This is a genomic window from Corynebacterium sp. HMSC06G04 (genome assembly GCF_001807365.1).
Classification (GTDB): Bacteria; Actinomycetota; Actinomycetes; order Mycobacteriales; family Mycobacteriaceae; genus Corynebacterium; species Corynebacterium simulans.
Genome location: NZ_KV788607.1, coordinates 1 through 3,062 on the forward strand (window position 1 = coordinate 1; position 3,062 = coordinate 3,062).

Annotated in this window: 4 protein-coding genes; 2 read left to right on the forward strand and 2 right to left on the reverse strand. The window is 57.0% G+C overall.

Annotation, left to right across the window (positions count from 1 at the left end; translation table 11 throughout):
- Nucleotides 1-188: 188 nt before the first annotated feature.
- Both HMPREF3158_RS04325 and HMPREF3158_RS04330 read left to right on the forward strand, forming a co-directional pair.
- Nucleotides 189-1,079, forward strand: a complete 891-nt coding sequence (locus tag HMPREF3158_RS04325) for a cation diffusion facilitator family transporter (RefSeq protein WP_005328806.1) — start codon at nucleotides 189-191, stop codon at nucleotides 1,077-1,079.
- Nucleotides 1,080-1,109: 30 nt separating this feature from the next.
- Nucleotides 1,110-1,292 (forward strand): hypothetical protein, encoded by a 183-nt coding sequence (locus tag HMPREF3158_RS04330; protein ID WP_005324624.1) that lies wholly within the window; start codon nucleotides 1,110-1,112, stop codon nucleotides 1,290-1,292.
- 186 nt (nucleotides 1,293-1,478) lie between these two features.
- Here the strand turns inward: HMPREF3158_RS04330 and HMPREF3158_RS04335 are convergent, their stop codons facing one another.
- Together HMPREF3158_RS04335 and HMPREF3158_RS04340 are read right to left on the reverse strand one after the other, a co-directional pair.
- Nucleotides 1,479-1,778, reverse strand: a complete 300-nt coding sequence (locus HMPREF3158_RS04335; protein WP_141740993.1) for a hypothetical protein — start codon at nucleotides 1,776-1,778, stop codon at nucleotides 1,479-1,481.
- A gap of 94 nt (nucleotides 1,779-1,872) precedes the next feature.
- A partial coding sequence (locus tag HMPREF3158_RS04340) for an IS256 family transposase (RefSeq protein WP_083291041.1) occupies nucleotides 1,873-3,062 on the reverse strand: 1,190 nt, incomplete at its 5' end.

Sequence of the window (3,062 nt, forward strand, 5' to 3'; positions counted from 1 at the left end):
ACGCCGAACGGACACACATTCTGCTACTTAACCCTACTTTTTGGTTGTTCATGTTTCAGCTTCTCTACACATTCAAAGGACAACTGCACAATGACCTAAATCAGGCCGACTTGGCCTCAGTGGCTGCGCTTACCGCCATCCATTTTCATTTAATTGTCAATAAGCGTCGACGGGGATAGGCTGAGTGCATGGCACACGAGCACCACGACCACGATCACTCCAGCACGCCGCTGCGCGCACTCTTGATTGCGCTAGGCATTACCGGCACCGTCTTCTTCGCGGAGCTGATCGGCGGCTGGTTGGCGGGTTCGATGGCGCTGATGGCGGATGCGATGCACATGCTTTCCGACGCTGCGGGGTTGATCATCGCGGTGTTAGCGGTGTTGGTTGGGCGCCGACAAGCATCGGCTCAGGCCACGTACGGCTACCGACGAGTGGAGGTGCTTGCTGCACTGGCGAACGCAGTGATGGTGCTGGCGATCTCGGTGTGGATTGTCGTCGAGGCGGTGCGCCGCCTGCAGAGCCCGGCCGAAGTGCAGGGAAAAACGATGCTGATCATCGCGGTGATCGGCCTGGTGGCGAATGCGCTATCGGCGTGGGTTCTGCACCGGCACCGCAAATCCTCGATCAACGTGGAGGGCGCGTTCTTGCACGTGTTAGTGGATATGCTCGGCTCGGTCGCAGTAATCGTGGCCGGCATCGTGGTACTGACCACGGGGTTTGTGGCGGCGGACGTGATCGCCTCCCTAGCGATCGCGGCGATGGTGCTGCCGCGCGCCTGGCAGCTCATGCGGCTTTCGGCGAGCGTGCTGCTCGAGCAAGTCCCGGCGGACTTCGACGCCAGTGCGATCGAGCCCGCGCTGCGGCAGGTCGAGGGCGTTGCTGACATCCACGACCTGCACCTGTGGAGCCTGGACGGCGTGAACGTGCTCACGACCGTGCATATCGTGCGCGACGGCACCGTCGGCACCGGCCCGCTGTTGGATGCCGCCCAGCAGGCCCTGCGCGAACACGGTATCGAGCACTCCACCATCCAGATTGAGCACCCAGAGCACGAATCCCACGAGACGGTGTGCTGATTCCCTTCTAACCTGACTTAGGCCAATTTTGTGCGGAAGTTCGCGGCCGGTGATTACTTGGATGGTGGCAGTGAGGTCGGGCGGGAATGGTACGGCGGCGTGAATGGTTTCGCCGCCAACGACGAGTTGAAAGCTGCGGTATTTCTTGAGTGTTCTCACGAGGCGTTTGATGAAGTGACCACTGCGGGTCTCCATCAGGTGGGTCACGGCTAGTGCTGCCATCACAATATTGAGATGTGCTGTGATCGAGTTTTGTTTCCTCGCATAGATTGGGCGTGCTTTCAGGTCTGATTTCGACATCCGATACGACATTTTCAATGTGGAATAGCCTGCGGTAATGCCTGATAACCTCCTGGGCGGGAAGAGCGGTCAGGTCGGTTTCATAGCCTTTAATTCCGGCTAGGGCTCGGTGTTTGCAGCGAGAGCGTAGTTGACCTTCTTGTTCGGGGTGGAAAGATCGAAATAGCGGTTGCGCTTAATGGCGATTTCGCCGTCAACAGCGCGTTTGGCTTTTGCGACTTGCTCTTTGATTCCGCGCAGGCCGCGTCTGGCCCGATCATAGGAGTACTGGAAGTGGGTCACCGTATTCGGGGTTGTGTGTTTGCGCGCATCGCTTGCCGAGGCTTGTGTCCAGATCTGGCCGTGGGCGTAGGCTTCACCAGGGATTTCCCGCCGCCAGGTTTCAATCACCTCAGGCACGGTGGGGTTTCACCGACAAAATGTAGTGCAGACCTGCATCTATCAATGCTTGCTTGTTCGGAGGGTGTCAAGTTGTTTGTGTGTGGGGCTAGGTTTATAGGTATTTGTCGAAGCGGTCGGGGTAGGCAACGGCCATTTGGTTGATGGCTTGTTTCCAGCCGGAAACTCGGGCTCCTTCCATGAGTCTGCCGGCTGTCGCTGAGACTCGTTTGCCTTGCTTTGCCCTCTTTGCGGCTCGTTTGTCTTCGATGTTGCAGGTCATCAACCACAGCGTCTTTATCGCTGATTCATCGTTGGTGAACTGCACCCTGTTGCGGGTAGCTTTACGCAGTTCATTGTTAAACGACTCAATGGAGTTCGTCGTATAGATTACCTTTCTGGCTGCTGGTGGGAACTGGAGAAACGGTACGAAACGCGCCCACGCATCACGCCAGACCTTGACTGAGCGGGGATATTTCTCACCCAGCTCGGAGGCTTCAAATTCGTCTAAAGCAACCTGTGCTGTGGGCTCGTCCGTGGCAGTGTAAATCTTTTTCAACGCGGCTGATACGCCCCGGCGATCCCCGTAGGCTACCCACCGGTTAGCGGCGCGAATCAGGTGCACGATACAGGTTTGCACCATAGAGTTCGGCCAGGTTGCCTCAACTGCCTCTGGCAGGCCTTTCAGCCCGTCACAGCAGACGATAAAGACGTCCTTGACCCCACGGTTAGAAAGGTTGGCGCATACCTGCGCCCAGAATGAAGCGCCTTCTTCCTTGGCAATCCACAATCCTAAAATGTGCTTAATACCGTTGAGATCCACGCCGATTGCCATGTACGCAGATTTGTTGACTACTCGGCCGTCGTCGCGGACTTTAATGCGCAACGCGTCCAGGAAAACCACGGGGTAGAACTCGTCTAGCTGGCGGTTTTGCCAGATCATGACCTCATCGAGCACGGCGTCAGTAACCGCAGAAATCGTCTCATGGGAAATATCGACACGCATCGACGTTGCCATATGGTGCTGGATGTCCCTAATTGTCATCCCACCGGCGTACAAGCTGACGATCATGTCATCGACATCAGTCAAGCGCCTAGAACCTTTAGGGACCATAGTCGGCAAGAATGTTCCAGCCCGATCCCGAGGGACATCAACGGTGACTGGCCCGTAGTTAGAATCCACGGTCTTTGGATACGACCCGTTGCGGTAATTGTCTGTTCTAGCTGCAGCTTTAGCGCTCCTGTCGCCAGACTCGTAGCCCAGGTGGGCAGGGCCTGACCCCCGGAAAGTAGACACGTCGGGGT